This is a genomic window from Deminuibacter soli (genome assembly GCF_003412455.1).
GTDB lineage: Bacteria > Bacteroidota > Bacteroidia > Chitinophagales > Chitinophagaceae > Deminuibacter > Deminuibacter soli.
The window spans coordinates 338,720-360,795 of record NZ_QTJU01000005.1 but is presented as its reverse complement, the minus strand read 5'-3'; the positions used below and the strand labels follow the sequence as shown (position 1 = coordinate 360,795).

The window sequence follows — 22,076 nt, the reverse complement described above, 5'->3', positions numbered from 1 at the left end:
ATGCCAGTTTTATTATACTTATTAGCCGTCAAAATAAAAGACAAATTTAGTCCAATATATTATGATAAAATTGATTTACAGCCGTTATATTGTGTTTCTACAAACCAAAAGTGCCCAGCCGTTGAATAGAGAATGAATCTTCAGGCGTTGGCGAATCGGCATTGTACGCAGTGCTTAAGCGGGGTCTAAAATTGGTACTGCTTTGCGCGTACATTTGGCTGCACACAGCGGTGAATAGGGCCAGCAGCAGCCAGCCTCTTTTACAAGCATTCATGTTGGGTTAATTTTGGTAATTGGCCGCAATATTAGCAGTTGGCTATTGTAGCTGCAAGTAAACGGCAAATACCAGTTTATTCTTTTTACACGAATGGCTTTTTGTTACTAAAAGCCGCTTTCAATTTTTTTCTATTGTATCCATATAATGGCAAATCATTATATTAGCTGCATCAACCCAAACTTATGCGACGGCTATTTTTTCTGCTTTCATTCCTATTCTTCCTTTCACATTCTTATGCACAAACCGATATACAGCGCGATGCCAGGGTACATCCTGTTTTAAAACGCGCTATGGCCAATGAACCGGGGCTAATTGGTTACGGGCGGCTTAACAGCTCTATGCTGGTAAACATGGCGGTGCTTAATACCGCTACTCACACCTTAAACTGGTTTACCTGTCACGGGCGTTTATTTGATTCAGCCACTTTAACAGGGATGAATACGAGGCTATTACTACCCGTGCCATTGACCCTTTTACGTTATACCAAAACATTTTCAACGGGTACATTGCTGATGTAAAAGCTGTCAGGAATATTTATCGCTTATCGGGCAAACAGGCTGTGTTTCAATATGCCCGTTCAAATTACCAGGCCATATTCGCCTCAAAGCCGGTACAGTCGGCTAAAACATCCTTACAAAAGCTGATGGCCTTAGAAGGCATCCAGCGGAGCGTTTTGCTGCGAATGGCTTACTTTAATTGTATAGCACCAACCCTGTTGTTCAATGATCAACCATTCAGTATTGACGCCAAACGGCTGGGCACGATGGAGAAGAGTGAGGATAGTACAGTATACCACAATATTGAACCGTTTAGTGCTGCCAATAAAATAATACTGTATAAAACGGCGCCGGGTAAACTGTATGTTTACAACAGGCAGCAACAATCAACAGACAGCGTTCCACTGTTAACAGACAAATACAATTTGCTGCTGAAAGAAAAAACGGATGTTTTTTTATTATATCGGGGATGGTTTGAGCTGCAGTGGCAGGATGCGATGGAAAGCGCCGCACAGCTGATAAAGAAAAATGCCGTTCCAGATTCATCAGGAGACGTATACCGGTTTGCTTATAAACAGGATGTCTCCGCCAATTTGAAGGCTTTATATGCGCGCATGAACGCCATTGATCTAAAAATCGAAGAGCTTATTGTTCCCGAAAGCAAGGTAGTAGAGCAAGCTGTTTATGACCAATTTAAAGGTGAAACTTCTGAGATAACCTATCTTCCCGGTTTAGGCGCAGGTTATACCTTTACAGCAGTAAGGGGTCAAAAGGTATATGAATTAACGAACCACCTCGGCAATGTACTGGCCACAGTAAGTAACCGCCGCCAGCCCGTTAGCCTCAACAACACCACCATCGACCACTACGAGCCCGTAGTAATGAGTGCCACAGATTACTACCCTTTTGGTATGGAGATGCCGGGCAGGGTGTATAACGGAAGTGGCTACCGGTATGGGTTTAACGGGAAGGAGAATGATAACGAAGTGAAGGGTGAGGGGAACGAGCAGGATTATGGGATGAGGATTTATGATACCAGACTTGCAAGATTTTTAAGTATTGATCCTATGAGTAGCAAATTTCCTATGCTGACACCATATCAATTTGCCAGCAATAAACCTATTATAGCTGTAGATTTGGATGGCGCCGAAGCGTTTATGAAGACAATTCAGCACAATTCTACAGGAAAAGTGGTAGCCGTTGATTTGGCTTATGATGAAACAATTAAGGCACTTCCTGTAGGTAAAATGTATGTCCAGCATGCTTATCCCACAGGGGCTATCATGAAGTTTGAAAACTTAGGCCCATTGGATTTTTCCAACGACAAGTATGGCTACCCTAATAAAAGAGGCTATAAGGATTATTCGGTAAGGAAAGAGTACAACCCTTTTTATGATCCTGCAAACATAAATAAGACTACCCTGTTTTCTGAATTTATGACAGGGCAGGGTGCTGAAAACTCGATTATTGTTGGTGGCAAAATGTTGAATGATATTAAACAGATGCCATCTGTTCAAGCTGCAACAAATGATGCAATTAAGGCTTTCTTGTCGGACGGAGTAATTAATCCAGGTGAGACGTTTTCAAAATATCATACAATGACATACAGTGAGGGCGCTAAGGATATTTGGGTTCCATCTATAGTAAATGGTGGTGTGAAAGGTGGTGCTGGTTCTTATTTAACAACCCAGCATTTTTTAGGTTCTTATAATTTGCGTATTGATGTTTTGGAAGACGGAAAAACAGGTTTGTTTACCTTGTCAGATTCGAAGACAAGGGAGTCGGTTACGGATCATCAGAAAAAGGGTAATAGTATATATCGTCAAAATGGAAAACTTATTCCCTGGGGATCTACATATCAAAGATATATATGGATTGCCCCTTTGGAAGCAACGGTAGCCCCAAAAACAAATTATGGTAATGACAAGGATAATACGCTACAAAAAATAACAACACCACTAAAACAAAATTAGTTACAATGTTAAAAAATCGATATTTATTAAGTCTTTTGTTTGCTTTTTGTGCATGTAACGATATGTGGCTAGATAAGCGTATGCAGATTGTAGATGATATTTATTTAATTCAAATGAATGGTGATGGTATAAGGATCGGCAAAAGAAAGGGAGAGTCTGATTATATTCCAATCTTGCAATCATCCATATCTGCCTTATATAAAAATGAAAATTTATTGTATGCTAAAGCTAATCCAGAAACAAAGGATGCGGATACAATTTATTACGTCATCACATATAAGGAATTGTCTGATTCATCTTCGGTTAGGCAGGTAAATGCACAGCAATATGACTCGTTGCGCAAAGGGTTAAAGGAATTGATTTTAACAGGCAAATGGCAATAGAAATAACTTCTTGAAAATATGTGTCCAGGAAAATAAAAGGTAGATGATTAGTTGAAGTGATTGTATCGAGAGTCTAATTAATATCCTTCTATTGCGTTAAACAAAGAGGATTTCATCAGGTACGCGAATAAAAGAAGCTGTCTCGAAGTTTTGTGACAGCCCTTTTTACAGGATTTTTTTGTTTACTCCATGCCTCAATTGGTCAGACCAATATGGAATAAGAGGCCAAATGGGAAATAAATTTTTTAAAAGCATCTGGAACGGAACGGCAGAGGGGATTGAATCTTATGAAGTGGTAAATTCATCCATCCATTGCCATACTGGTTATTTCCCGGAACTTCGCACCAGAAAGGAGTAGTATGAAAAAAATAGGATTTCTGTCATTCGGGCATTGGGCCAATCATCCGGCCTATAGGGCCCGTACTGCAAGCGACACGCTGCTGCAGTCTATCGATTTGGCGGTGGCTGCTGAAGAAATCGGGTTGGATGGTGCCTATTTCCGTGTACACCATTTTGCGGCACAGCTGGCATCCCCGTTTCCCTTGTTGTCGGCCATTGGTGCCAAAACAAAAAGCATAGAAATAGGAACAGGGGTTATTGACATGCGTTACGAAAATCCGCTCTACATGGTGGAAGACGCCGGCGCGGCAGATTTAATTTCCGGCGGGCGATTACAGCTGGGCGTTAGCAGAGGGTCACCGGAGCAGGTAATTGATGGGTGGCGTTATTTCGGTTACCAGCCTGCTGAGGGCGAAACCGATGCAGATATGGGGCGTAGGAAAGCGCTGGAGTTCCTGGATAAATTAAAAGGTGTGGGGTTTGCACAGCCCAACCCGTACCCCATGTTTCCCAATCCACCGGGGTTGTTGCGGTTAGAGCCGTATTCCGCAGGCTTACGGGAACGTATCTGGTGGGGCGCAGCTACCAATGCTACAGCTGTATGGGCGGCCGAAAACGGCATGCACCTGCAGAGTTCTACCCTCAAAATTGACGAGAGTGGCAAACCATTTCATGTACAACAGGCAGAACAGATAAGGCTGTACAAAGAAGCATGGAAAAAAGCAGGGCACCAGCGCGAGCCTAGGGTGTCTGTAAGCCGGTCAATCTTTGCGCTGATCACTGAGCAGGACAGGCAATACTTCGGGCACGACACCAAAGGCGAGGATAAAATCGGCTTTTTAGAAGCTGATCAACGCGCCATTTTTGGAAGAAGTTACGCCGGCGAACCCGACCAGCTGATTAAAGACCTCGCGCAAGACGAAGCCATCCAGGAAGCCGACACCGTACTGTTAACCATACCCAACACCCTTGGGGTTGAGTATAACGTACACGTGCTTTCTTCTATTCTTAAATACGTAGCGCCCGGCTTAGGCTGGCGTTAATACTGTATAAATGTATAGGCTCAACAGTGTTTATGCTGTTGAGCCTTTGTTACCTACAACACCGCTGCCTCCTTCACCTGCTCCGCCATCTTTGCTGCGGGTATCACCAGCCCGAAGTTCATCGGGTCTTCAATCACCACAGTCAGCTTAAAATGCGGTGGTATCACAATATCAAAAAACTCCTCTAGTGTTTTATTCGCGTCCCGGGTTAGTTTAATGGCAAATATCGGGTCTTCCTTTGCATTTTGTATTACCTGCTGTTCTATCGCTGCACGACCCTGGGCATTAAAAAGGTCCATCAGCGTTTTGCCTTCGTGTACGGCAGTAATATACCTCTTGTTGGTTGCGGTAGTGTCGTTAATAATCTTGATACCTAAAAACTGCGCAACATCACCACGTGTAAACAGGCCGTCTGCGTTAATAATTTTGCCGGGCATACTGTCAATAAAAACATAGTCACAGGCAGCATCAGGCAAATTATAAAAGCCGCTCACGTTTTTTAGTTCTATGTCATATTGCACTACAATCCACAGACTGCAGTCGCCGCCACCGCCCTGGTGCCAGAAGTAGCTGCATTCGCAGCTTTTAAAGCTTTTAATCACATCCTCGCAATAAGGTATGGGCGGCACATTTTTGTCTTTATAGTCGGTTCGGTATTGGCCGCGGTAAGGTATCCAATAGTTGGCAACAAGCATTTGCTTCCATATGCTACGGTCAATAGCCTTAATGGCTTTTTTAGCGGCATTAATAAAGGGTGTTTCAATCTCCGAGGGAAAATGTTCACTGGCCATGTCGCCCATAGTAACAGTGCGGCCATTAAAGGTAAATTTGCTGTCCCAGGTTTGTTGCAGCCTGGCCGGGTTGTTCAAATCATCGTGAACACCTGCCAAACCCGCATCAATATCAATAGATGTTTGGTTAAAACGGGTAACCAGGCTGGCAAACTGCTGGTTCAGGTTATTGGGCGGGTTGCCCAGCCAGTTGTTGATAACATTGTTAAGATAACCGGCGCACAATGCACCCAATGCGCCCAGCTCACCCGCTAAGGCTGCAAAAGCTGCTTCAAAAAAACTAAGTCCATACGCAAGACCAGGATCGTTGTTATCCTGTATCGTCAGCAGCAGGTACGCATTCAATATGCAGGGTTTGCCATGCGAAAAAATGTAGCCATTAAAAGCCTGCATATTTACCAGGTTTTGCTGCACAATTTTAACTTGTTCAGGAGTGGGTGTTGCCATTGATTGTTAATTTTAGGTTGATGTTATTAGGTGGGAGATATTTGTAATGATGATAAGCACGAAGAACTGCCCCTTAGCCCAGTTTATTTTTCAGCAGCGTTGCAAGTTTATAGAATCAGGCATAGAAAAAGCTAGCCATTTTGTTCAGAGATGTTTGATATTCAGTCGGATAAGTAAGCAGGAGCAAGGCTTATCAATTTGTCGCTATAAGTGCGATACAGTATTCCCAAATTGAACTATTGAACCTTTTGAACCCTTGAACGGCTGTTGCTCCTTCGCTCCGTTCCAACGTTAAACCTTAAACTTCAAACCTTCCACAACAAAACCGCCCACCCCTGTATCAAAACCGAACAAGTTAACCCCGCAGAAAACCCGGTAACTTATTGTAAACAAATGCCTTAAAACTCCGGCACCAGGTTGGCTGCTCAACGTGCACTATGCTTAAAAACATCTTCAAACTGGCTTACCGCAACGTACTGCGTAACAAAGGTTTTTCTGCCATTAACATTACCGGCCTGGCAGTGGGCATGGCCGCCGCTATATTAATCCTGTTGTGGATACAGGATGAATACAGTTACGACCAGTTTCATACAAACAAAAACCGTATCTACGAAATATGGAACCGCGTTAGGTTTGAAGGTGACCTCTCTTGCTGGAATACCGTACCCGCACCTTTGGGGCCAGCCATACAAAAAGACGTACCCGAAGCAGAACGGGTGGTAAGGGTAACAAACAGCAACACAGCCTTGCTAACGGTAGGGGATAAGAAATTAATGAAGTCAGGTATATATGCCGATACCGGTTTTCTGCAGGTGTTCACCTTCCCCCTGTTGCAGGGCAACGCAGCCACAGCGTTGAACGATATACACGGCATCGTGCTTACGCATAAAACAGCGATAAGCCTGTTTGGTAACGAAAATGCCATAGGCAAAGTGGTGCGGATGGAGAACAAAGACAATTACACTGTTACCGGTGTGCTGAAAGATTTGCCCGGCAATACAAGGTTTAACTTTGATTACTTATTATCCCGCCTGGGATTTAAATACAGGGAGGGACAGGATTTGGGTTGGAACGACAATAGCACACCAACTTACGTAATGCTGAAGCCTAACGCCAATTTTGCTGCTGCAGCTGCCAAACTTAAAGTATTGCGCCAGCAATACAGTGAGGATGCAAAGAAAATGAAATGGGAGCAGTTTATGTATCCCCTCAGCCGCTGGCGTTTGTATTCAAGCTTTACCAATGGGGTAGAAGATGGTGGGGGACTTAGCACCTTTGTAAAACTGTTTGGCGTTATTGCTGCATTAATCTTACTCATCGCCTGCATCAATTTTATGAACCTCAGCACTGCCCGAAGTGAAAAGCGGGCAAAAGAAGTGGGTATCAGGAAAGTGGTAGGCGCGCGCAAAGGCTCGCTCATAGGCCAGTTCATTGGTGAATCTGTTTTTATCGCCGCACTGGCAGGTGTGGTAGCCATTGTTATTGTACAGCTAACACTGCCTGCTTACAATCAACTTACCAATAAAGAATTGTCGTTGAATTTTGGCAGCATATACACATGGGTGGCACTGGTGGGCTTTGTGCTGTTCACCGGTTTGCTGGCCGGCAGTTACCCGGCATTCTTCCTGTCTTCTTTTATGCCCATCAAAGTATTAAAGGGTACATTTAAAAAGGTGAATGCATTAATAACACCAAGAAAAGTGCTGGTGGTATTGCAGTTCACGTTTGCCATTATTTTGATTGTAAGCACCATCGTTATCAAACAGCAAATGGATTATGCCCGTGAACGCGAAACAGGCTACAACAAAGACAACCTGGTGTACCAGTTTATGACAGGCGATATACCCAAGAACTACGCACTCATAAAAAATGAATTGCTGGCAGCCGGTGTAGCCAAATCTGTTACCAAAACCAACTCGCCGCTTACTGAAAGGTGGAGTAATGGATGGGGCCAGGGCTGGGAAGGCAAAGACCCGAACGACCAAACTTCCTTCGACCGATACCTGGCTGATGAAGGCCTGGGAGCCACTGCAGGCCTGCAGTTTGTGCAGGGCCGCGATTTTGACTTGCAGAAATATCCTACCGATTCCACCGGCCTTATCATCAATGAATCTTCGCTCAAACTAATGAAGTTCAAACAACCGCTGGGCAAAATAGTAAGCGACCTCGGTATTCAATGGCATATAGTAGGCGTGGTGAAAGATTTTATTTTAACCAGTCCGTACGAACCAACCAGACCCATACTCATCTGTGGTGCCAAAAGCCAGTTTATGACATTCAAAGTAATGCAGATAAAACTCAACGGCAACAATTCCACTGCCAGCAACCTGCAAAAAGCGGAAGCCATCTTCAAAAAATACAATCCCGAATACCCCTTTGAATACAAGTTTGTAGACGAATCTTATGCCCTTAAATTTGATAATGAGCAACGCCAGGGCATATTGGCCGCTGCATTTGCTGCGCTCACCATTTTCATTTCCTGCCTGGGCCTGTTTGGTCTTTCAGCCTACATGGCCGAAAACAGGATTAAGGAAATCGGCGTGCGCAAAGTGCTGGGCGCATCAGTAACCGGCATCACCACCTTGTTGTCGAAAGATTTTGTAAAACTCGTATTCGTTTCATTCTTCATAGCCGTACCGCTCGCTTACTGGGGCATGCACAAGTGGCTGCAATCGTATGAGTACCGCATCAGCATTCACTGGTGGGTATTCGGCATCGCCTGCTTTTCAGCAGTAGCCATCGCCATCGCCACCGTAAGCTACCAGGCCATCAAAGCCGCATTAGCCAACCCTGTAAAGAGTTTGAGAACAGAATAGCCCCCTCTCAACCATTCAACATTCAACAGTAAACTTGCTAACGCATCGAACATTCAATGCATACCTGCATTGAATGTTCGATGCATTTCATCCTGCGCTCCGCAAACGTTTCCGTAAATAAAAAAGCCAATGGATTGTTAAGGTGACTAAATTTTAATCAACTTGTATAATCAAAACGATTGAACCAGGCTTGCCCGCATACAACACTATTGTATGCCTGCATGTGAGAAACGAACGATTCCTGTTTCCCTTTTAAACAGCACGTACCACACAAACACTTCGCACACCGGCGTGGCGCCACCGGTGCGTAACCCTGTAAACATAGGTGCTCCAACAATCATTACTAAAACTTGCCTTATGATGAAGAGATTTACTCACTTCAGCTTGCTGCTGCACATGTTATTGCTGTTGTGCGTAGCAGTTGCTCATGCACAAAACAACATTGCCGTACACGGCCGGGTTACAGCACCCGGCAGCAGCAACGGTTTGGGTGGCGTATCTGTTGCCCTGCAAGGTACCAACCGCGGTACCACTACAGATGATAAGGGGCAGTACCGTTTAAACAATGTACCGGCCAACGGCACACTCATCTTTTCTTTCGTTGGCCACAAAATGCAAACCATCTCAGTCGACAATCGCACCACTATCGACATCGGTATGGAGCTGGAAGGCGCTGCCTCGCTCGACCAGGTGGTGGTCATCGGCTATGGTTCTACAAGAAAGAAAGACCTCACGGGTGCAGTAGCATCAGTAAATGCAGTGCGGCTGCAAAAACAAAACCCCACGTCCGTGCAGGATGTATTGCGTTCCAATGTACCTGGTCTTAGCGTGGGTATTACTACATCGGCCAAGCCGGGCGGCAGTTTGCAGATACGCGGCAAAAACACGCTCACCGCAGGTTCTACACCATTGCTGGTGCTGGACGGTGCTATTTACAATGGCGCCATGTCCGATATTAACCCGCAGGATATTGAAAATGTAGACGTACTGAAAGATGCCAGCGCCAGTGCTGTATTCGGCGCCAAAGCAGCAAGCGGTGTCATCATCATTACCACCAAACGCGGCAAAAGCGGTAAACCGGTGGTAAGCTTCAATACCAATGTGGGTGTTGCTACCATGGGCGTAAACCAGCCGGTATACCAGGGCGAGGCTTTTCTGAATTGGCGTACCGATGTAGAGAACAGCACGCACGGCTTTACACAAAAGCCTTACCAGTTTAACGATCCGCGCACACTGCCTTCCGATGTGTCGCTGGCGCAATGGCTGGCTTACGATAACAGTGCAGGTGATCCTGTTACCGTATGGCTGCAGCGCCTCAACTTTAAGCCCATTGAAATAACCGACTATAAAAAAGGTGCCGTTACCAACTGGTACGATATGGTGTTTCACAATGGCCTGCAGCAGAACTATACGCTAAGCCTTTCCGGCGGCAGCGAAAACTTTAACTACTACTGGTCTGCCGGTTACCTCAACAACGAAGGCGTTGTGGTAGGGGATAAATATTCAACTACCAACAGCCGCCTGAAGCTGGAAGGCAAAGTAAACAAATGGCTTACTGTAGGGGCTAACACACAGTTTGCGGTGCGCAACGAAAGCCAGGTGCCGGTTAACTGGTCGCTGATGACCTTGAATACACCGTATGGCGGCATGTACAATGATGATTCTACTGATTATCGTTATAGTCCGCAGGATGATGCCGGTTCAGGCGCGCGCAACCCGCTTTCGGGCCCCAAGTACACTACTAAACGCCAAATGTATTATACCCTCAATTCACTGGTGTATGCCAAAGTGAAATTGCCTTTTGGTATTAACTACCAGCTGAATTTTTCACCGCAGTTTGAGTGGTACCAGAACTTTACACACAACGATGCGCGTTACCAGGATTTTGCCAGCCTGGGCGGTACCGCAGAACGCAATGAGCACCAGCAATACCAGTGGCAGCTGGATAACCTGTTTACCTGGAGCAAAACATTTAACAGGATTCACCATATCGATGCCACATTCCTGGTTAACTCGGAGAAGTACCAGTATTGGTCAGATGACATGACCAACAACCACTTTAACCCAAGCGATGTACTCGGTTACAGCGGCATGGGCTCCGGCACAACACCGGTAATCAGCAGTGACGATCAGTACAGCACAGGTGCTGCATTAATGGGCCGCTTGTTCTATTCGCTGAAAGAACGCTATATGCTTACACTAAGCATGAGAAGAGACGGTTATTCTGCCTTTGGCCAAAAACACCCATGGGCAACCTTCCCTGCCGCTGCACTGGGCTGGGCCTTTACAGAAGAGCCGTGGTTTAAAGCCAAATGGCTCGATTATGGTAAACTGCGTTTCTCTTATGGGGTTAACGGTAACAGGGATATTGGCCGTTATGTGGCACTCAGCAACCTGAGCACCGGCAAATACCTTGAAGTAAATACCGATGGCACCACCAGGCTGGTAACACAGCTGTATGTAAACGCCATGGCCAACCCCGATTTGAAATGGGAGCGTACTGCAGCCTATAACTGGGGGTTGGATTTCACGATACTGCACAACATACTCAATGGTTCTATCGATGTGTATAAGAGCAAAACAAAAGACCTGCTCGTAAACCGCGCATTACCCGTAATGGTGGGCTTCAGCAATGTGTACACCAACATTGGCGAGGTAGATAATCATGGGCTGGAGCTGAACCTGCAATCGCGCAACATTACCCGTAAAAACTTCACCTGGAGCACTTCTGCCAACTTTGCCATGAACCGCAACAAGATTGCACACCTGTATGGTGACAAGGCCAATGTGTACGATTCAACAGGCAAGGTAACCGGCACCATTGAGCCGGATGATGTAACCAACAAATGGTTTATAGGGCATGATGTAAATTCTGTTTGGGATATTAAAGTACAGGGCGTATACCAGAATGGTGATGCCGCAGCAGCTGCACGGTACGGACAAAAGCCCGGTGACTTCAGGCTGCAGGATGTAAACAACGATGGCAAATACACCAATGCAGACAGGCAGTTCCTGGGTTACTCAGAACCCCGCTTCCGCTGGACGCTGCGCAACGATTTCTCCTTCCTGCAGCACTTTGATTTTTCGTTCCAGATTTATTCGCTCTGGGGCCACATGAGTTCGTTTAACCAGGCTAAAAACCGCGATGGTTTCCCGGATCGTACCAACTCATATGTATACCCGTACTGGACACCTACCAAGCCTACCAACGATTTCGCACGCATTTATTCAAGCGATGGCGGCGCCAGTTACAACGTATACCGCAGCCGCTCTTTTGTAAGGCTCGATAACATTGCCCTTGCCTATACTTTTTCAAGAGCGCTGGTACAGAAAGCCGGTATACAGGATCTGAAAATTTATTTCAACGTGAAAAACGTAGCGGTGTATAAAAAGAACTGGCAGTTCTGGGATCCTGAATGGGACCCCAATGTAGGCCCTGGTCCTACACCACGAACCTATACACTGGGTATCAATCTCACGCTCTAATGTTTGTTCACCTTTAATGCTTTTGTATGACAACGCTGAATAAAAAACTGCTCTGTATAACATTCCCTTTAATGGTTGCAGCCGGTTGCAAAAAATCATATCTCGAACCCAACGCACCCTCGCTGTACCTGCCCGATAAAACCTATACCACACCCGATGCCCTGCAGGATGCCCTGGTAGCCTGCGAACGCAACCTGCGTTACGAATGGTATGGTGATGGTGCACCCATTATATCACAAATGATTTTTTCTGATGCAGCCGTAGATGGTGTAACCGATAAATCAGGCCCTGCACAGGATTTAAACATCGACATCACTCCTGATGCACCCAACAACGATGCCGATCACAACCGCATTGGCTGGTTCTGGGATCAGAGTTACCTGCGTATAAAATATGCCAACACTGTACTCACCTATATTGATGTACCCAAATGGGATACCACCAACGCCAACGATAAAGCAAAACGCAATGCATTAATCGGTGCTGCGTATTTCTTCCGGGCATACAGTTACTACAGCCTGGTAAACAACTTTGGTGATGTGCCCACAGCGATGATCGTATACAGTTCCCCAAAACTCGATTTTCAAACCGTTAAGCGTGAGACCATATTGCAGCGCATGAAAACCGACCTGGAGTTTGCTGCACAATGGGTGCCCGACAATGTGCCCAAAGGCGAAGTAACCAAAGGTGCCGTGCTGCATTTGCTTACGAAAGTAAACCTGTCATTAGGTTTGTTTAATGATGCCATTGCCAGCTCCACACAGCTCATTAACAGTGGCGCTTATCACTTAATGACCAACCGCTTTGGCGGGGAGAAAAATGATGCTACCAAAAACGTGGTGTACGATCTGCACCGCCCTGCCAACAAAACCCTGCCTGAAAATGGGGAAGGGCTGATGTATGTGATTGACCTGGATGGCTTCAAAAATAATGGCGACTACGATGGCGGTATGAGCAGCATGCGCCAGGGCGCTCCTAACTTTTATACCAACATCAATACCCCAGACGGTAAAAAAGGCACCAGCGATGCTACCAAAATTGAGTTTGACATGGCCACGCTGTATGGCAGGGGCATTGGCCGTTGCCGTGGCACCTGGTACAGCACCCATGCTATATGGACAGATACCACCGACTACCGCCATGCCAAAGGCACCTGGTTTCGCATGGAAGATTATGTGTACAACGCTACCGCTTTAAAAGGTGTTAGTCCATACTATGGCAAACACCTGCAGAAATACAATGATGCCGGCGGCCTGCTTTGCGCAGATACCATTCGTTGCTGGTTCGACTGGCCTTATTACAAACTCTATGTAAAAGACAATGAAAACGCCACACCCAGCGGAGGCCATACGCCCTGGTATGTATACCGCCTGGCAGAAACCTACCTGCTGCGCGCAGAAGCCTACTATTGGGCAGGCAATGCCGCCGCAGCCGCTGCAGACATCAATGTGGTGCGTGCCCGTGCCAATGCACAGCCCATTACCGGCACAGTGGATATAGGTACCATACTCGACGAGCGCGACAGGGAGCTGTTTTACGAAGAGCCCCGCCACGAAGAAATGGTGCGCATGGCTTATCTTTTCGCCAGCACCGGCAAAGCTGCCTACAATGGCAAAACCTATACGCTGCAGAATTTCTCGAAAGACAATTTCTGGTACGACCGTATCATGGAAAAAACCGACTTTTATAACAAAGGTGTAAAAACCAATCATGGTGATTTGTATACCATGAGCCCATACCACGTACTGTGGCCGGTACCGCAATACGCAATAGACGCCAATACCCAGAAGCAGATAAACCAGAATGAGGGCTACAATGGTTTCAGCAAAAACATTCCGGCGCTCACTGCTATCCCCGATAAATGAAAAATACAATCATGCAAAGAAGAAATTTCATTAAAAACAGCGCACTGGCCGCAGCAGGCATAGGCGCCAGCAGTTTAACATTCCCCTTGTTTGGCCGCAACCTTGCACCCAACGAAAAAGTACTGATCGGTGTAATGGGTACCAATGGCAGGGGACTTGAACACATCAAGGCCTTTACCAAAATACCCAATGTTGAAATTGGTTTTATCTGCGATGTGGAAGATGGCGCACGCGCCAAAGGCATTAACCTGGTGGAGAAACTCACCGGTAAAAAGCCGGCCGCCATCAAAGATTTCAGGCAGGTACTCGATAACAAAGATGTAGATGCCCTGGCCATTGCCGCACCCGATCACTGGCATGCACCTGCAGCCATACTGGCCTGTGCAGCCGGTAAACACGTGTACGTAGAAAAGCCCTGCAGCCACAACCCGGCTGAAGGGGAGCTGCTCATAAAAGCTGCGCGAAAGTTTAACCGGCATGTGCAAATGGGCAACCAGCGCCGCTCTATGCCACACCTCATCGATGCCATGCAGCAGCTGCGCAACGGCGCTATTGGCAATGTCTACTTTGGCAAAGCCTGGTATACCAACAGCCGCAAACCCATTGGCACCGGTAAGGTAATACCCGTGCCCGCCAATCTTGACTGGGATCTCTGGCAGGGCCCCGCACCACGTGAAGATTACCGCGATAACCTGGTACACTACAACTGGCACTGGTTCTGGAACTGGGGTACCGGCGAAGCCTGCAACAACGGCACGCATGAAATTGATTGTATGCGCTGGGCGTTGGGTGTAGATTATCCCACTCGCGTGGTATCTGCCGGGGGCCGCTATACTGCGCACGACGATTGGCAAACACCCGATACGCAGGTGGTGACGTATGAGTTTGGTCCGGGTAAAAGCTTTACCTGGGAAAGCCGCAGCTGCAACAACTACCCGGTTGAAGGCAGTGGCCGTGGCTTTATCATCTATGGTGAAAAAGGAACGCTCGTAAACAACGGTGGTGACGATTACACGATTTATGATGAAAAGAACAAAATGGTAAAGCAGGGTAAAGATGCCGCCGTAACAGACACCATCAATCCCTTAGGCCCAGGCGAAAACCTGGATGGTTATCATTTCCGCAATTTCATTGATGCGGTTCGTAAAGACACCCCGCTGAACGCAGAAATAGCAGAGGGGCATAAAAGTGTGCTGCTCTGTCACCTGGGTAACATATCCCAACGCACAGGCCGCGCCCTTAACTGCGACACGGCCAACGGCGGCAAAATCCTGCACGATAAAGACGCGCAGCATTTATGGTCAAGGGCCTATCAATCAGGCTGGGAACCCAAAGTCTAGTTGCCTGCGGCTGTGTCCCCACAGCCGCACTATATTGGCGTCTTTGTGGTCTTTGCGGGCTTTTTCTTTGTGCCCTCCGTGGTAAAAATCCGGCTTATGCTTAATGAGCGCGCCGGAAAAAAATAACCAAAATAATCAGCAAATAAATCAATAAATTGTGATGAGCTCCAGAAGAAACTTCCTACAAATAACAACACTTGGCATAGCAGGCTCTGCCGCACTTCCACTGGCAGGATGGGCTGCGCAGCCGCAAGTGAATGCGACTGCAGGTGAAAACCCTTTACCGGTGGGTATTGCGGGTTTCACCTTCGCCAAGTTTGATTTAGATGCCTCCATCGCCATGATGAAAAGGCTCGATCTGCACTATCTCTCCGTTAAAGACTTTCACCTCCCGTTAAACAGCGACGCCGCCAAAATAGCCGCCGTACGCGCCAAACTCGATGCGGCAGGCATCCAGCCTTATACAGTGGGTGTTATTTACATGAAAACAAAGCAGGCCGTAGACGATACGTTTGCCTACGCCAAAAGGGTAGGTGTACCGCTGATTATCGGCGTGCCCGATTATGACCTCATCGATTACACTGAGCAGCAGGTGAAAGCGTATGATATAAAAATCGCTATTCACAACCACGGCCCGGAAGACAAGTTGTACCCGGGCCCCAAAGATGTGTACGACCGCATTAAAAACCGCGACCCGCGCATGGGCCTTTGCCTTGATATAGGCCATGCAGAACGCGCAGGCACCCATCTTACCCAGGCCATTCACGACTACCGCGACCGCCTCTTCGATCTGCACATCAAAGATGTTACCGCAGCAGAGAAAGACGGCAAAGCCATAGAAATAGGCCGCGGCGTAATTGACTTCGCCGCAGTGATCAAAGCCCTGGAGAAAATTAACTACAAAGGCGTTTGCAGCATCGAATTTGAAAAAGACATGACCGACCCCCTTCCCGGCATCGCCGAATCAGTAGGATACTTCAAAGGCGTTATGAAAGGTTAGTATTATTGTTTTTTCTTTATAAACTGCCCGGCCCCAAAATCGTCCTCCGAAGAACTCCTTCGGAGGACAATTAACCAATGAAACCTCTTGAACCAATGAAACCCTTTGAACCCTTCTCCCCCCAACTTTAAACTTCAAACGTCAAACCTTCAACAATTCTTTACAAAATCTTAGCTACTTCGCATCTGTAAAAAGTCTTACTTTTGATTCGCATGAAAAAACTCATCGTCGCCATCATTGCTATGCTTTACCTGGGCTCCAGCTCAGGGGCTACGCTGCACCTGCATTATTGCATGGGCGAGCTGGCGCAGGCAACGATTGAGCTGGGCGAAAAAGACGGTCGTGCATGCGAATTCTGCGGTATGCCCAAAAGCAGCAAACAAGCCGGTAAAAAAGGCTGCTGCAAAGATGAACACAAAAGCATACAGCTCTCAAAAGATCAGAAAGCTGCAGGTGCTTACATCAGTTTTCTGCATGCAGCTGCTGCAATAGAACCCGTACAGTACGCCGTTGCGAACATGGTTGCACTGCCTTCCATCGCCCGCAGCTTTCCCGTGGCCAACGCGCCGCCCAGTAGCAGTCAGCCACCAATTTACCTGCGTAACCGCGTTTTCCTGATCTGATTTTTTCCCCGTTATCATGCAATGCCGCAACAAGCCGGCCGCATTTCAACTATTACCGTTATCCGTTATATCTTTTATAACACCGAAATGTGCCCAATTTGTATGATTGTTTAACCGGATTGCCCGGTTTGATTGTTCCACTTATCATTAAATTTATCTTACACAACATTTATAGCCGCAAATCCCCATGCAATGTCGCTTAGTTAATGGCCTATTTGTGAGCTTTGTCCATAGGACTTGTAGCTGTAAACCGTGTATGCATTTCATCAAATAGTAATAATACACTATATGCAATTCATTAAAATCTTCCTCTTAGCCGCCTGCACCCTGTTTTCTGTAAGCATCTTTGCCCAGGGTGTAAAAACCGAAACCTTTAAAGTACAGGGCAACTGCGGCAGCTGCAAAAAGCACATTGAAACAGCCGCAAAAGGCCCCGGTGTAACCAAAGCCGAATGGAACAAAGACACCAAAGTATTCACGCTGGTATACGACCCCGCTAAAACAAACAGCGATGCCGTACAGAAGAAGATCGCAGCGGTAGGTTACGATACAGAAAAATACAAGGGCGATGATAAAGCATACGCAGCACTGGATGAATGCTGCCAGTATGAGCGCAAGGCCAGTCACTAGTTTTTATACCCATAACACAAACCGGTAAGCCGCAAAGCATGTCGCTTTCGTGGATAGGGGAATGCTTTGCCTTATCGCAACAATACTGATATGAAATATATCCTTTTTTCACTGATGCTGTTCATAAGCGTAGCAGCCGGTGCCCAGATACAATCGGTTACTTTAAAAGCCAGCGGACTTACCTGCAGCATGTGCAGCCGCGCCATTTACAAAGCCCTCACTAAAATTGATGCAGTGAGCGAGGTAAAGGCCGATATAGAAACATCCAGCTACGACATACATTTTAAACCCGGCGCAGCCGTTGTACTCGATGATTTAAAAAATGCTGTAAAAGATGCCGGTTTCTCTGTTGCAGCTATGGATGTAAAAGCGCTGTTTAACAATACCGCGGTTCAAAACGACGCCCACATTACGTTAAACAATACGCTCTTTCATTTTATCAGTGTAGCGCCAAAAACGCTGAATGGTGAAGTGGTGCTGCATTTGCTGGACAAGGATTACCTGCCCGAGAAAGAACGCCGCAAATATGCCGCGCAAACCAAACAGGCCTGTTACGAAACTGGCACCATGCAAAGCGCAGCCAATACACCGGAGCGTGTTTATCATGTTACCCTGCAACAATCGTAACATATGGCAGCAACATATAGGCGCCGGCTGCTCACGCTGCTATTGGTATGCAGCGCAGTGGCCGGTAAAACACAGGAGCTGTTTGTATATACCGAGCCTGCAAGCAATATGCCCGCCCATTCACTGGGCGCGCGCTTAACCAACGGTTTTGCAGGCAACAATGCCGCGGGCGGTTCACTCAACTACAGCCTGATACCCGAGCTGATGATAGGCGTTAATAAAAACCTGATGGTACATGCCGAAGGTTTTTTCAACAACAACAATGGCGCCTTTCGTGCGCAGGGAGCAGGGTTGTATGCCAAGTACCGTTTCTTTACCCATGATGCCGTGTACCGCCATTTCAGGATGGCCGCCTATGGCAGGCTGAGTTTTAACAACGGCGCGGTAGTACAGGAAACCATCGATACCTATGGGCAGAACAAGGGCTATGAGCTTGGGTTAATTGCCACGCAGCTGCTGCACAAACAGGCCATCTCCGCATCGGCAGGGTATACGCAGGTATTTGAGCCGGGTAAACAGGGCATTACCAATGATAAGGCCATTAACTACAGTTTGTCAACAGGGCGACTGATATTACCCCATAACTACCATGACTACAAACAGGTGAACTTTAATATCATGGCCGACTTGCTGGGACAGCACCTGCTAAACAGCAATAAAAGTTACCTCGATATAGCGCCTGCCGTACAGTTTATATTCAACAGCCAAACCCGCATTGATCTTGGTTACCGGCAGCAGTTGTACAACAACGGTTTGCTGCGCATGAACACCAATGGGTTTTTGCTGCGTTTTGAACACACATTCTTTAACGCCTGGAAATAACACAACAGATGAAAAAGTTACTGTTACTGGCCGCGCCGCTGCTGTGGCAGGCCACCGCATGGGCACAGGATACGTCCATGATGCACATGCACCACATGGATACAGACACTGGCATGCACATGGATATGCATGGTGAACACAAGGGCAAACCCATGCACCACAGCATGGCCATGAATCATTCCTACTCATTGAACCTGCCCATGTCACGCAACGGCTCCGGTACAGGCTGGCTGCCCGATGCATCGCCCATGTACGGTGCAATGGTGCACACAGGCAAATGGATGCTGATGTTTCATGGCAATGTGTTTTTACGATATACCAGCCAGGATGTATTCAACAAAGGCAGCCGCGGCGGCTCAAAATGGGATGCGCCCAACTGGTTTATGGGCATGGCGCAACGCAGGGTAGGTAAAAACGGGCTGCTGCACATAAGTGCCATGCTTTCGCTCGACAGGTTAACGGAAGGCGGCGCAGGCTATCCATTGTTATACCAGAGCGGCGAAAGCTGGAAAGGCATGCCGCTGGTTGACAAACAGCACCCGCACGATTTGTTTTCTGAACTAAGTGTGGGGTATACGCAGGCCTTGTCAAAGAAATCAGATGTGTTTGTATACCTCGGTTACCCCGGGGAGCCGTCGTTGGGTTCGGTGGCTTTTATGCACCGCCCTTCTGCCATGTATAATCCCGATGCGCCGATCAGTCATCACTGGAATGATGGAACACACATCACCTTCGGCGTAGCCACTATCGGTTACCGGTATGATAAATGGAAGATAGAAGCATCTTCCTTCACCGGTCGCGAGCCAGATGAGAACCGCTACAATTTTGATGAAGCGCGTTTTGATTCATGGTCAGGCAGGTTATCGTACAATCCCACTGCCAACTGGGCTTTCCAGGCATCGCATGGATATGTGAAAAGTCCTGAATTGCTGCATCCCGGTGAAAATGTGCATCGTACCACAGCCGCTGCCATTGCCAGTTACCCGCTGGGGAAAGAACAATCCATTAACGCCACCGCTATCTGGGGGCTCAACAAGAGCAAAGGCCATGATGGTGAAAATGCAGTTTTGCTCGAAGCTGCATTGCGCAGCCGTAAAACAGCCATCTATACCCGGTATGAATGGGTGCAGAAATCAAGCGAGGAGCTGAATCTTGACGAAGCCTTGTACGGCGAAACACTATTCCCCGTGCATGCATTAACTGCGGGCATTAACCACGACCTGCTGCACCTGAGCCCGGTAAACGTGGCCATTGGCGCACAGGTTACCTTTAACCACAGCAGCAAGGCCCTGCAAACGCTATATGGTACCAACCCTATGGCTGGTGAGGTTTTCATGCGCATATACCCGGTTAAAATGTAATGCATACAACCGTTACACGGGCAACAATCCGGAACCCTGCATTGTATTACAGGTAACTAATTCCATATACAATGAAAGATCTTGAAAACAAAGTAGCGATTGTTACCGGTGCCGCATCGGGCATTGGCCGTGAAGTGGCATTTGCCTATGCAACAGAAGGTGCCTCCGTTGTGGTAAGTGATATTTCGGAAAAAGGCGGCAATGAAACGGTTGACCAGATTAAAAAGGAAGGCGGTGAAGCCATTTTTATAAAAGCCGATACTTCCAAAGCCGCAGACAATGAAGCGCTGGTAAAACAAACGGTTGAACATTACGGCGCTTTGCATATTGCCTGCAACAATGCGGGTATTGGCGGCGAATCTTTACCTGCCGGTGAATACAGCATTGAAGGCTGGGACAAAGTGATTGCCATTAACCTGAGCGGTGTGTTTTACGGCATGCGCTACCAGATACCTGCCATGTTGAGTGCAGGTGGCGGCGCTATTGTAAACATGGCATCTATACTGGGTGCAGTAGGTTTCAGGCATGCCTGCGCCTATGTTGCCGCCAAACATGGGGTAGTGGGTGTTACACAAACAGCCGCGCTGGAATATGCCCCGCAGAAGATACGCATCAACGCAGTGGGCCCTGCCTTTATCAGCACACCATTGCTGCAGCACATGGATGAAGAAGCGCTGAATGGCCTGGTGGCATTGCATCCCATGGGCCGCCTGGGTAAACCCGAAGAAGTGGCAGAGCTGGTATTGTGGCTGAGCAGTGACAAGGCTTCCTTTGTCACAGGAGGGTATTACCCGGTAGATGGCGGTTATCTGGCACAATAAAATGTTGGCGTATTTGCGTGCGATCATTAAATTTGCCGGATACCAGTCTCCGTAGCTCAGTTGGTAGAGCAACAGACTCTTAATCTGTGGGTCCACGGTTCGAGGCCGTGCGGGGACACAGGGTAAAAAGCCTCTCAATTTTGAGAGGCTTTTGTTTTATAATGTAATCGTGTAATGTTTCGGTAGACCACCATATTCGAAGGCGGAAGCATCGTGAGAGTTTACGCGATAGCCTGCTGCGATGGTGGCATTGAGGTTATAAAACCGGTATTGCAATTTTACCTTCTGCGGCATTTGTCCGGAATTTCCGGGCAACTGAATCTTTTACGAAGTGCGTTTATCTAGCTTGGCTCCGAATTTTTAGGTCTCATCAATGATGCTATTACATACAACAGGCCAGTGCAAGGGCTAAGAAGGAGCGATACAAAAAGAGCTTCCCAGTAGTTTAATCCTTTTTGACTGGCAATGTTCGCGGCTATATGGCAAAGCACGAAATAAACGAGAAGAATAGAAATGTAGACAAAATAGATAGGTTCCATAGTTTGAGTTTTTAAACAGGTTGATTTAATCGAGATAAAGCCTTCTCATCAGAAGAGAAGAGGATTGTCCTCTAATGACGAATCCATTTAACGGCAGCATGTTCCCCTTTCAATGCATACACAATAACAAAGCCAATGATGGCAAAAGCCAGGCAAATAAAGAAGGCAATCAGCCGGTGTTCCTGCTGTTCTTCCGGTGGGGTGTTTTGGTTATACTGTTCGCGGAGTTTTCTACGTCCGTAGGCCGTATTAGGATTGTAAGGTTTTCTTTGAGCCATATGGCAATTTGCCCAAAAAGTAAAAATCTCCTTTAGTAAATGCAATTTTTTCTCTGTTCGTTTTGTTCAGCGTTGTTTGATCTTACCTGATGGGGGGAGTAATAATCTTATTTATCAT

At 47.0% G+C, this 22,076-nt stretch carries 17 protein-coding genes and 1 tRNA gene; 15 read left to right on the top strand and 3 right to left on the bottom strand.

Annotated elements, in window-relative coordinates:
• Positions 1-97: 97 nt before the first annotated feature.
• Positions 98-274, bottom strand: coding sequence for a hypothetical protein (locus DXN05_RS24725; protein WP_158559275.1), 177 nt, complete (start codon positions 272-274; stop codon positions 98-100).
• A 646-nt stretch (positions 275-920) separates the two neighbouring features.
• On the opposite strand from DXN05_RS24725, the gene DXN05_RS15910 reads away from it, so the two are divergent.
• From DXN05_RS15910 to DXN05_RS15900, 3 genes are all read left to right on the top strand, one after another.
• A complete protein-coding gene (locus DXN05_RS15910) occupies positions 921-2,747 on the top strand; it encodes an RHS repeat domain-containing protein (protein WP_116848255.1) in 1,827 nt (608 codons plus the stop codon).
• Positions 2,748-2,752: 5 nt separating this feature from the next.
• Complete coding sequence (locus DXN05_RS15905) at positions 2,753-3,130, top strand: hypothetical protein (RefSeq protein ID WP_116848254.1); 378 nt, start codon at positions 2,753-2,755, stop codon at positions 3,128-3,130.
• Between the two features lie 359 nt (positions 3,131-3,489).
• Positions 3,490-4,512 carry an LLM class flavin-dependent oxidoreductase gene (locus DXN05_RS15900; RefSeq protein WP_116848253.1) on the top strand — a complete coding sequence of 341 codons (1,023 nt, stop codon included), beginning with the start codon at positions 3,490-3,492 and terminating at the stop codon, positions 4,510-4,512.
• A 53-nt stretch (positions 4,513-4,565) separates the two neighbouring features.
• Here the strand turns inward: DXN05_RS15900 and DXN05_RS15895 are convergent, their stop codons facing one another.
• A complete protein-coding gene (locus DXN05_RS15895; protein ID WP_116848252.1) occupies positions 4,566-5,750 on the bottom strand; it encodes a hypothetical protein in 1,185 nt (394 codons plus the stop codon).
• Positions 5,751-6,187: 437 nt separating this feature from the next.
• Between DXN05_RS15895 and DXN05_RS15890 the strand changes: the two genes are divergently transcribed.
• The 12 genes from DXN05_RS15890 (at position 6,188) to DXN05_RS15835 (ending at position 21,259) form a co-directional block, all read left to right on the top strand.
• Complete coding sequence (locus DXN05_RS15890) at positions 6,188-8,566, top strand: ABC transporter permease (protein WP_116848251.1); 2,379 nt, start codon at positions 6,188-6,190, stop codon at positions 8,564-8,566.
• A 357-nt stretch (positions 8,567-8,923) separates the two neighbouring features.
• Positions 8,924-12,052 carry a SusC/RagA family TonB-linked outer membrane protein gene (locus DXN05_RS15885; RefSeq protein WP_116848250.1) on the top strand — a complete coding sequence of 1,043 codons (3,129 nt, stop codon included), beginning with the start codon at positions 8,924-8,926 and terminating at the stop codon, positions 12,050-12,052.
• A gap of 26 nt (positions 12,053-12,078) precedes the next feature.
• Complete coding sequence (locus DXN05_RS15880; protein ID WP_116848249.1) at positions 12,079-13,917, top strand: RagB/SusD family nutrient uptake outer membrane protein; 1,839 nt, start codon at positions 12,079-12,081, stop codon at positions 13,915-13,917.
• Between the two features lie 11 nt (positions 13,918-13,928).
• Positions 13,929-15,257: a Gfo/Idh/MocA family protein gene (locus DXN05_RS15875; RefSeq protein WP_116848284.1), complete on the top strand. Its 1,329-nt coding sequence runs from the start codon at positions 13,929-13,931 to the stop codon at positions 15,255-15,257.
• A 160-nt stretch (positions 15,258-15,417) separates the two neighbouring features.
• Positions 15,418-16,257 (top strand): sugar phosphate isomerase/epimerase family protein, encoded by an 840-nt coding sequence (locus DXN05_RS15870; protein WP_116848248.1) that lies wholly within the window; start codon positions 15,418-15,420, stop codon positions 16,255-16,257.
• Positions 16,258-16,469: 212 nt separating this feature from the next.
• Positions 16,470-16,880 (top strand): HYC_CC_PP family protein, encoded by a 411-nt coding sequence (locus tag DXN05_RS15865; protein ID WP_116848247.1) that lies wholly within the window; start codon positions 16,470-16,472, stop codon positions 16,878-16,880.
• A 288-nt stretch (positions 16,881-17,168) separates the two neighbouring features.
• Positions 17,169-17,510, top strand: a complete 342-nt coding sequence (locus DXN05_RS15860) for a heavy-metal-associated domain-containing protein (RefSeq protein ID WP_116848246.1) — start codon at positions 17,169-17,171, stop codon at positions 17,508-17,510.
• 90 nt (positions 17,511-17,600) lie between these two features.
• Positions 17,601-18,137, top strand: a complete 537-nt coding sequence (locus DXN05_RS15855; RefSeq protein WP_116848245.1) for a heavy-metal-associated domain-containing protein — start codon at positions 17,601-17,603, stop codon at positions 18,135-18,137.
• Between the two features lie 3 nt (positions 18,138-18,140).
• Positions 18,141-18,959: a hypothetical protein gene (locus tag DXN05_RS15850; protein WP_211330072.1), complete on the top strand. Its 819-nt coding sequence runs from the start codon at positions 18,141-18,143 to the stop codon at positions 18,957-18,959.
• An 8-nt stretch (positions 18,960-18,967) separates the two neighbouring features.
• Positions 18,968-20,320: a TonB-dependent receptor gene (locus tag DXN05_RS15845; protein ID WP_116848244.1), complete on the top strand. Its 1,353-nt coding sequence runs from the start codon at positions 18,968-18,970 to the stop codon at positions 20,318-20,320.
• A 71-nt stretch (positions 20,321-20,391) separates the two neighbouring features.
• On the top strand, positions 20,392-21,141 hold the full coding sequence (locus DXN05_RS15840) for an SDR family NAD(P)-dependent oxidoreductase (protein WP_116848243.1): 750 nt from the start codon (positions 20,392-20,394) through the stop codon (positions 21,139-21,141).
• 45 nt (positions 21,142-21,186) lie between these two features.
• Positions 21,187-21,259: transfer RNA gene (locus DXN05_RS15835), tRNA-Lys, on the top strand.
• A 492-nt stretch (positions 21,260-21,751) separates the two neighbouring features.
• On the opposite strand, the gene DXN05_RS15830 is transcribed toward DXN05_RS15835, so the two are convergent.
• Positions 21,752-21,958, bottom strand: a complete 207-nt coding sequence (locus tag DXN05_RS15830) for a hypothetical protein (protein ID WP_116848242.1) — start codon at positions 21,956-21,958, stop codon at positions 21,752-21,754.
• Between the last annotated feature and the right edge of the window lie 118 nt (positions 21,959-22,076).

Excerpts from the sequence above, each read along its gene's own strand:
- DXN05_RS24725 (WP_158559275.1), bottom strand. The coding sequence starts at position 274 with ATGAATGCTTGTAAAAGAGGCTGGCTGCTGCTGGCCCTATTCACCGCT.
- DXN05_RS15910 (WP_116848255.1), top strand. The coding sequence starts at position 921 with ATGGCCTTAGAAGGCATCCAGCGGAGCGTTTTGCTGCGAATGGCTTAC.
- DXN05_RS15905 (WP_116848254.1), top strand. The coding sequence starts at position 2,753 with ATGTTAAAAAATCGATATTTATTAAGTCTTTTGTTTGCTTTTTGTGCA.
- DXN05_RS15900 (WP_116848253.1), top strand. The coding sequence starts at position 3,490 with ATGAAAAAAATAGGATTTCTGTCATTCGGGCATTGGGCCAATCATCCG.
- DXN05_RS15895 (WP_116848252.1), bottom strand. The coding sequence starts at position 5,750 with ATGGCAACACCCACTCCTGAACAAGTTAAAATTGTGCAGCAAAACCTG.
- DXN05_RS15890 (WP_116848251.1), top strand. The coding sequence starts at position 6,188 with ATGCTTAAAAACATCTTCAAACTGGCTTACCGCAACGTACTGCGTAAC.
- DXN05_RS15885 (WP_116848250.1), top strand. The coding sequence starts at position 8,924 with ATGATGAAGAGATTTACTCACTTCAGCTTGCTGCTGCACATGTTATTG.
- DXN05_RS15880 (WP_116848249.1), top strand. The coding sequence starts at position 12,079 with ATGACAACGCTGAATAAAAAACTGCTCTGTATAACATTCCCTTTAATG.
- DXN05_RS15875 (WP_116848284.1), top strand. The coding sequence starts at position 13,929 with ATGCAAAGAAGAAATTTCATTAAAAACAGCGCACTGGCCGCAGCAGGC.
- DXN05_RS15870 (WP_116848248.1), top strand. The coding sequence starts at position 15,418 with ATGAGCTCCAGAAGAAACTTCCTACAAATAACAACACTTGGCATAGCA.
- DXN05_RS15865 (WP_116848247.1), top strand. The coding sequence starts at position 16,470 with ATGAAAAAACTCATCGTCGCCATCATTGCTATGCTTTACCTGGGCTCC.
- DXN05_RS15860 (WP_116848246.1), top strand. The coding sequence starts at position 17,169 with ATGCAATTCATTAAAATCTTCCTCTTAGCCGCCTGCACCCTGTTTTCT.
- DXN05_RS15855 (WP_116848245.1), top strand. The coding sequence starts at position 17,601 with ATGAAATATATCCTTTTTTCACTGATGCTGTTCATAAGCGTAGCAGCC.
- DXN05_RS15850 (WP_211330072.1), top strand. The coding sequence starts at position 18,141 with ATGGCAGCAACATATAGGCGCCGGCTGCTCACGCTGCTATTGGTATGC.
- DXN05_RS15845 (WP_116848244.1), top strand. The coding sequence starts at position 18,968 with ATGAAAAAGTTACTGTTACTGGCCGCGCCGCTGCTGTGGCAGGCCACC.
- DXN05_RS15840 (WP_116848243.1), top strand. The coding sequence starts at position 20,392 with ATGAAAGATCTTGAAAACAAAGTAGCGATTGTTACCGGTGCCGCATCG.
- DXN05_RS15830 (WP_116848242.1), bottom strand. The coding sequence starts at position 21,958 with ATGGCTCAAAGAAAACCTTACAATCCTAATACGGCCTACGGACGTAGA.